Here is a 6,595-nt window from a genome sequence, read left to right as displayed (position 1 = left end):
GCCCAGGCGCGGGGTGCTGCGGCCCAGCGGCATCTTCAGCTTGCCGATCGACAGGATGCGGCTTTCGGCGATGCGGTCGGCGGCACGCTGCGGTGCGATGTTCTCGCGCTGCGACAGTTCGAAGATGCGGGTGAGGTTGTGGTAGATGCTGCGGATCAGGCGCATCGCGCGTTCGCGGTTGTAGCCATCGATCTCCAGCGACACGTTCATCACGCCACCGGCGTTGACCGCATAGTCCGGCGCATACAGGATGCCGCGCGCATGCAGTTCGTCGCCGATCTCCAGGCTCGACAGCTGGTTGTTGGCGGTGCCACAGATGATCTTCGCCTTGATCCGCGGCAGGGTGTCGGCGTTGATCGCACCTTCCAGCGCGCACGGCGCGAACACGTCGGCGTTTACCTCGTGGATCTCGTCCGGCTTGACCGCTTCGGCGCCGAAATCGCTGACCGCGCGATCAACCAGCGCGCTGTCCAGGTCGGTGACGTAGAGCTTGGCGCCGCGGTCGCGCAGCAGCTTCACCAGTTCCATGCCGATGTGGCCCAGGCCCTGCACGGCGATGCTGGTCTTGCCCACTTCCTCATGGCCGAACTTGAAGCGCATCGATGCCATCAGTGCCTGCAGCGCACCGTAGGCGGTGAACGGGGCGGGATCGCCGGAGCCGCCATGGACCTGGTGCACGCCGGTCACGAACTGGCTCTCCAGGTAGATGTTTTCCATGTCGTTGACGTCGGTGCCCACGTCTTCGGCGGTGATGTAGCGCCCACCCAGCGAGTCGACATAACGGCCGAAGGCGCGGAACAGCACCTCGGTCTTGTCCACCTTCGGGTCGCCGATGATCACCGCCTTGCCGCCGCCCACGTTGAGGCCGGCCAGCGCATTCTTGTAGGTCATCGTCCGGCTCAGCCGCAGCACGTCGGCCAGCGCTTCGTCGGTGCTGGCATAGGGGCGCATGCGCACGCCGCCCAGGGCCGGGCCCAGGGTGGTGTTGTGGATGGCGATGATCGCCTGCAGGCCGGCATCGTGGTTGTGGCAGAACACCACCTGTTCGTGGCCGGTGGTGGCGAGGGTTTCGAATAGCATGGCGTCTCCGATGGCGCGAACAGCGGCGAACTGCAGCGAACGGCCAGTGAACGGTAGGGTCCCAAAAACAAAAAAAGCGACGTCGTCGGTGCAGGGGGACGGGTCGCGCGGCGCCATTCTAGTCCATTCCCCCGGCCGCTGCCGTCGACATCGGCGGCCTTCCGGTTAAAGAAGATGAAAGTGCGGCCGATGCTGCGACGACGGCGGGTGGCCGGATTCGTGTGAAGAGGCAGGGCAGTCAGTGACGGCACGGGCACCACAACGACAGGGCGGGCGGCGATGACGGCGGCCTGGTGGCGATCGCTGCGCGGCTGGCTGGCGCGCTCGACCGGGGCCGCGCCGTCCCGCTTGGCGGCTGTATCGCGACAGGCAGTGGCGGCAGCGGCTGCGAGCCTGCAGGGTGAAGCTCTGCCGTCTGCGGAGATCGCTGCACATCTGCAACGCGGCCTGCACGCGTTGGCGCTGTACCCAAGACTGGCCGGTGAGCCGACGCCGGTACAGGATCCGGCGTTGGGGGAAGCGGTGGCACGTGCGCTGCAGGACCGCGACTGGGCCACCCGGCAGCTGCCGCGTCGCCCGCAACTGCTGCCGCAGTTGATCCAGACCGTCAACGACGATGCCGCCTCCGCGCGGGTGATGGCCGCGATCATCGGCCAGGACCCGGTGCTGACCGGCAACCTGCTGCGCATCGCCAACAGCCCGGCGTACAAGGTGCACGAGCGCCCGGTGGAAAGCCTGCAGCGTGCGGTGACCCTCGTCGGCACCGAGGGGGTGCGCCAGATCATCAGCGCGGTGCTGGTGCAGCCGGTGATGCAGGTGCAGTGCGAGGTGTTTCCGCAGTTCAGCACGATCATCTGGGAGCACGCACTGCTGGCCTCGCGCGCGGCTGCAGACCACGCACGCACGGTCACCTTCGGTGATGCCTTCGCCGCGCAGTGGCTGGGCCTGGTGCAGGGCCTGGGGTCTGCGCTGGTGATGCGCCAGCTGCTGCAGGAAGCCCAGGCACGCGGTGAAACCGTGGAGCCGGCGCTGGCCCTGCAGCTGCTTCAGCAGTGGTCGTTGCCACTGGCGCAACGGGTGGCGGCTGCCTGGGAGCTGCCCGAGCCGGTGCACCAGGCGCTGTTGCCGGAGGCCGAGGGCCCGCTGACCGACAGCCTGCGCCTGGCCAGCGCGGCCGCAGCGGCCAGCCTGTTGTGCCGGCATGGGCATGCCAGCCAGAGCCGCATGCTGGCCCTGCTGGAGCAGTTGCCTGCGGCACCGCCGCATGCATTGCGCTGGATCTGGCGGCGCCTTCATGGGCGCAGCGTGGAAACGCTGGATGAGGCCGGACAGGACGAGGCCAATCCAGCGACCTGAGCGCTACAGTTGCGATTCCACCGGCAGCCAGCTGATCACTCGCGACATCCAGCGCTTGCGCGCCGTTGCCCCCGGCTCGGCCTCCACCCAGTGCGGTGGTGGCTCGCGCTCCAGCCAGCGCAACCGACGACGATCGTCCAGCGCCAGCCACCAGCTGTGCCTGGGATCAGCCAAGCGCAGGTACTCGTCCCGCAGCTGTGCGCCCAGCACCGGATCGTCGAACAGCACGCCCATCTCGGTGTTCAGATAGGCCGAGCGCGGGTCGAGGTTGAACGAACCAACAAAACCGCGGCAGTCGTCGACCAGGAACGCCTTGGTATGCAGACTCGCGCCGCTGCTGCCGAACACGCCGGCATCGCCGGACTGCCCTTGTGCCTTCAGTTCGTAAAGGTGGACGCCGGCTTCGAGCAACGGCACGCGGTAGCCCATGTAGCCACCGTGTACGGCGGCGACGTCATTGGCGGCCAGTGAGTTGGTGACCACGCCGACCTGCACGCCCCGCCCGGCCATGGCCGAAAAGCCATCCAGGCCCTCGTTGCCGGGAACGAAGTAGGGCGAGATCAACAGGGCCTTGTGCCTGGCGGCCTGCAGCTCGCTGATGAGGGTCGACACCAGCCAGGCAGCGCGATCGTCATTGCGGTGCTTCATCGGCGGGTCTGACACGATGCGAACTGCACCGCTCCAGTGCAGCGGCTCGGGGCTCGGTCGCTGCCGCTTGCGCGATTCGGCCACGCGCGCAAGGTAGGGCCGGGCCACGTCCCGCTGCGCCTCATGATCCGATTCGCGGACCAGCAGGCGCAGCTGCGCATCGGTATGGAAGGCAAGCGCCGATACCGGAATGGCAGCTTTGCTGTTCCAGTAGTCGTCGAAGATACGGTTGGCCTGCTCCACGGCGGGGCCGGCGACCAGCAGATCCAGGTCCTGGAAATTCACATCGTTGCGTGCGCTGAAGTACTCCTCGCCGATGTTGCGGCCACCGACGATCGCGACCCGGCCGTCGGCAATCCAGCTCTTGTTGTGCATGCGATGGTTCACGCTGAAGAAGCGTTGCACCATCTCCACCATGCGCAGGATGCCAGTGCGGTTGCGGAAGGGGTTGTACAAGCGGATCTCGATGTTCGGATGCGCATCTAGCGCCATCATCAGCGCGTCCTTGTCCTTGGCATTCATGTCATCGAGCAGGATGCGCACGCGCACGCCGCGCTCGGCGGCGTCATACAGCGCCTTGGCCATCAGGTGGCCGATCAGGTCGTCGTGCCAGATGTAGTACTGCAGGTCCAGGCTGCGGCCTGCGTGCGTGGTGATCATCGCGCGTGCGGCGAAGGCATCCATGCCATCACTGAGGAACGCCACGCCGGACTGCCCGGGGTGGGCGTCCTGCAGCGGCACGATTTCCTGGTCGATACGGGTCTGCGCCGGCTGCAGTGGCAGTACCTGCGAGGGCGCGCCCTGCGCCTGTGGCGTGAGATGGTCGGCCAGCAGCAGCCCGGACAGGACCAGCAGCAACAGCGCGGCGAGGAGGATTGCAGCGATGCGCAGCAGGCGTCGCCACAGGGGCTTGGGCAGGCTCATGCCCCGATGGTAGATCCACGCCATGCGCGGATGAAAGCCAGCCGACCCATTGCAGTAGATCCACACATGCGTGGATGGCTGCTCCAGGCAATATCACACCCTGCGTGGATGGGCCTCAGAACCGCTCGTCGCTGCCCAGGTAGCGCCACTGGCCCGGCGGCAGCGGCCCCAGCGCCACGCGGCCAATGCGCAGACGGCGCACCGCTGTCACCTGCAGCCCGGCGGTTGTCACCGCTGCACGCAGGCCCTTGGCGGTGAGCCCCTTGCCGGCGAACCGCAGCCGCTGTTCGCTCTGCCAGCTGACCTTGCCGCCGCCGGCCTCCTGCTGCAAGCGCGCCATCAACCAAGGCCCGCGCTCTGGGCCGCCCTCGGCCACTTCGATCAGGTATTCCTGCTCAGTGCGGCCCAGATTGCGCTGCAGATGCGCCAACGTGGCCGGATCCTGGCTGACCACGACCAGCCCGCTATCGGCCGCAGGCAGCGATGCGGCCAGCTGCAGGCCGTGGAAATGCCGCTGCAGCGGGCGGATGTCGCTGGCATCGAGTTCGCTGCGGCTGTCACTGCTGACCAGCGCACACAGGGTCTCGGCGGCAACGCCGGCCGGCTTGTGCAGCAGCATGCTGACCCGCTCGGCCTTTTCATCGCTGGCCTGCTCGGCCACGACAATCTCGGCGCTGTCATCGACCTGGCGCTGCGGCTGTTCCACCACCTCGCCATTGACCGTGACCCAGCCGCCTTCGATGTAACGTCGCGCTTCGCCGCGCGGGATGCCGAGCAGGGCGGACAGGCGTTTGTCGAGACGGATCGGTTCCATGGCGGAAAGGTCAGGCAGGGGGCGCGCAGTGTAGCCGCTGCGGCCGGTCAGCGCTGGCCGCGGTTGGCCAGCTCGGTCAGGTACAGGCGGGTATCGAACTCCAGCTGCAGGTAATCCGGCTCCATGTGCTGGCACAGCTGGTAGAAGGCCTTGTTGTGGTCGGCTTCCTTCAGGTGGGCCAGTTCGTGCACCACGATCATGCGCAGGAAGGCCGCCGGTGCCTGGCGGAACACGGTGGCGATGCGGATCTCGCGGCTGGCCTTGAGGCGGCCGCCGTGCACGCGGGAAATGGCGGTATGGGTGCCCAGGGCGTGCTTGATCACTTCCAGCGTGTTGTCGTAGCAGACCTTGTTGAGCGGCACCGACTTGCGCAGGTAGCGGTCCTTCAGCTCCTGCGTGTAGTCGTACAGCTGACGGTCGCTGCGCACCTCGTGCGGGTCGGGGTAGCGCTGCTGCAGCCAGGGGCCGAGCTTGCCCTGCGCCAGCAGTTCGCTGACCTGGGCGACCAGGGGTTCGGGATAGCCGGTGAGGTACTTCAGGACTGCCATGCAGGGGCGGCGGGGCGTCGGTAGAATGGGGCATCCAAGATTACACGCGGTACGCACCGACCATGGCAAAGCCCAACGCGTTGCAGGAACAATTGCTCAAGGCCGGCCTGGCCAAGAAGTCGCAGGCCAGCGCTGCCGCGAGCGCGCAGGCCAAGGCCCGGCAGGGCAAGGCCGAATCGACCTCGGCCGACGTGCAGCGCGAGGCTGAACGGGCCCGCGCCGAGAAGGTCGAGCGCGACCGCGCGCTGGCCGCCGAGCGCAACGCCCAGGCCAAGCTGGCTGAACAGAAGGCGCAGGCGAAGCAGATCATCACGGCCCATGCCGTGCCCCACAAGGGCGATGACGAGTACCGCTTCAGTGATGGCGCGGCGATCCGCACCCTGCTGATCGACCCCAAGCTGCGCAAGGCGCTGTCGGTGGGTGTGCTGGTCATCGTCGCCCATGGCGAGGGCTACGCCCTGCTGCCGCGAGTCGCCGCCGAGAAGGTGCGTGAACGCGCGCCGGAAGCGATCATCGTCGACCACGGCCAGCCGGGCTCGACCGCCGAGATCTCCACCGGCAACGCCGAGGACGACGCCTACTACGCGCAGTTCCAGGTGCCGGACGACCTGGTCTGGTAAGCAAAAAGGGGACGGAGGGGATTAAGTCGCGATCTACCTGGTTGAAGCCCTCCACGTTCTGCTCAGATTGCTGAAGATCAGCCGGGCATGGCTCGGTTCAACACCGGTCTGCTCCTTTGTGCGCGGGTGTATCGTCCCCATATCAGGCGACACACCTGCGGAGGATGGCTATGGCCACCGGTTGGGCGGGAGACGGCGCGGTCCAGGACCAGATCGACGCCACCGTCGACGATGCGATCGCCCGCGCGCGGCGCCAGCTGCGCGAGGGGCCCGGTCTGGAACACTGTGAGGAATGCGGCGCGCCGATTCCGTTGGCGCGGCGCCAGGCTGTGCCTGGTGTGCGGCTGTGCGTTGCGTGCCAGCAGGCGCGGGATGACGAAGACCAGGCGCATGCCGGGTACAACCGGCGTGGCAGCAAGGACAGCCAGCTGAGGTAAAGGGGTGTTTTATTGCAGGGCTGCGCCCTGCACCTGCAGAGGCCGAAGCCGAAGCAAGATCAAGAGCGGCATTCCGTGGGATGGCGGGGCGGTGTGGGTGGTCAGGACACGCCGTAAACCCATCCATGGGGGCTCGATGGCGCCATCCATGGCGCTCACACCCCCTCA

7 protein-coding genes are annotated in these 6,595 nt (G+C 67.3%); 3 read left to right on the top strand and 4 right to left on the bottom strand.

Features of this window, described 5'->3' with window-relative positions; genetic code table 11:
- On the bottom strand, positions 1-1,080 hold a 1,080-nt coding region (locus N5J73_RS23780; protein WP_279941366.1), incomplete at its 3' end, for a Glu/Leu/Phe/Val dehydrogenase dimerization domain-containing protein.
- A 279-nt stretch (positions 1,081-1,359) separates the two neighbouring features.
- On the opposite strand from N5J73_RS23780, the gene N5J73_RS23775 reads away from it, so the two are divergent.
- A complete protein-coding gene (locus tag N5J73_RS23775) occupies positions 1,360-2,436 on the top strand; it encodes an HDOD domain-containing protein (protein WP_049448110.1) in 1,077 nt (358 codons plus the stop codon).
- Between the two features lie 3 nt (positions 2,437-2,439).
- Here N5J73_RS23775 and N5J73_RS23770 read toward each other — a convergent pair whose 3' ends face one another.
- From N5J73_RS23770 to N5J73_RS23760, 3 genes are all read right to left on the bottom strand, one after another.
- Positions 2,440-4,032 (bottom strand): phospholipase D family protein, encoded by a 1,593-nt coding sequence (locus tag N5J73_RS23770; RefSeq protein WP_049451534.1) that lies wholly within the window; start codon positions 4,030-4,032, stop codon positions 2,440-2,442.
- 91 nt (positions 4,033-4,123) lie between these two features.
- A complete protein-coding gene (locus N5J73_RS23765) occupies positions 4,124-4,822 on the bottom strand; it encodes an RNA pseudouridine synthase (protein WP_049443885.1) in 699 nt (232 codons plus the stop codon).
- 47 nt (positions 4,823-4,869) lie between these two features.
- Positions 4,870-5,370, bottom strand: a complete 501-nt coding sequence (locus N5J73_RS23760; RefSeq protein ID WP_043035443.1) for a M48 family metallopeptidase — start codon at positions 5,368-5,370, stop codon at positions 4,870-4,872.
- 62 nt (positions 5,371-5,432) lie between these two features.
- Here N5J73_RS23760 and N5J73_RS23755 point away from each other — a divergent pair, with 62 nt between their 5' ends.
- Together N5J73_RS23755 and N5J73_RS23750 are read left to right on the top strand one after the other, a co-directional pair.
- Positions 5,433-5,990, top strand: coding sequence for a DUF2058 domain-containing protein (locus tag N5J73_RS23755; protein WP_049443888.1), 558 nt, complete (start codon positions 5,433-5,435; stop codon positions 5,988-5,990).
- A gap of 170 nt (positions 5,991-6,160) precedes the next feature.
- Positions 6,161-6,427: a DksA/TraR family C4-type zinc finger protein gene (locus N5J73_RS23750; protein ID WP_049443890.1), complete on the top strand. Its 267-nt coding sequence runs from the start codon at positions 6,161-6,163 to the stop codon at positions 6,425-6,427.
- Positions 6,428-6,595: the final 168 nt, after the last annotated feature.

The organism is Stenotrophomonas sp. GD03654, assembly GCF_029845105.1.
Lineage (GTDB): Bacteria > Pseudomonadota > Gammaproteobacteria > Xanthomonadales > Xanthomonadaceae > Stenotrophomonas > Stenotrophomonas africana.
Note: the sequence above shows the minus strand (reverse complement) of the source record. Positions and strands in the feature narration are given on the sequence as shown.

Excerpts from the sequence above, each read along its gene's own strand:
- N5J73_RS23765 (WP_049443885.1), bottom strand. The coding sequence starts at position 4,822 with ATGGAACCGATCCGTCTCGACAAACGCCTGTCCGCCCTGCTCGGCATC.
- N5J73_RS23755 (WP_049443888.1), top strand. The coding sequence starts at position 5,433 with ATGGCAAAGCCCAACGCGTTGCAGGAACAATTGCTCAAGGCCGGCCTG.
- N5J73_RS23760 (WP_043035443.1), bottom strand. The coding sequence starts at position 5,370 with ATGGCAGTCCTGAAGTACCTCACCGGCTATCCCGAACCCCTGGTCGCC.
- N5J73_RS23750 (WP_049443890.1), top strand. The coding sequence starts at position 6,161 with ATGGCCACCGGTTGGGCGGGAGACGGCGCGGTCCAGGACCAGATCGAC.
- N5J73_RS23775 (WP_049448110.1), top strand. The coding sequence starts at position 1,360 with ATGACGGCGGCCTGGTGGCGATCGCTGCGCGGCTGGCTGGCGCGCTCG.
- N5J73_RS23770 (WP_049451534.1), bottom strand. The coding sequence starts at position 4,032 with ATGGCGTGGATCTACCATCGGGGCATGAGCCTGCCCAAGCCCCTGTGG.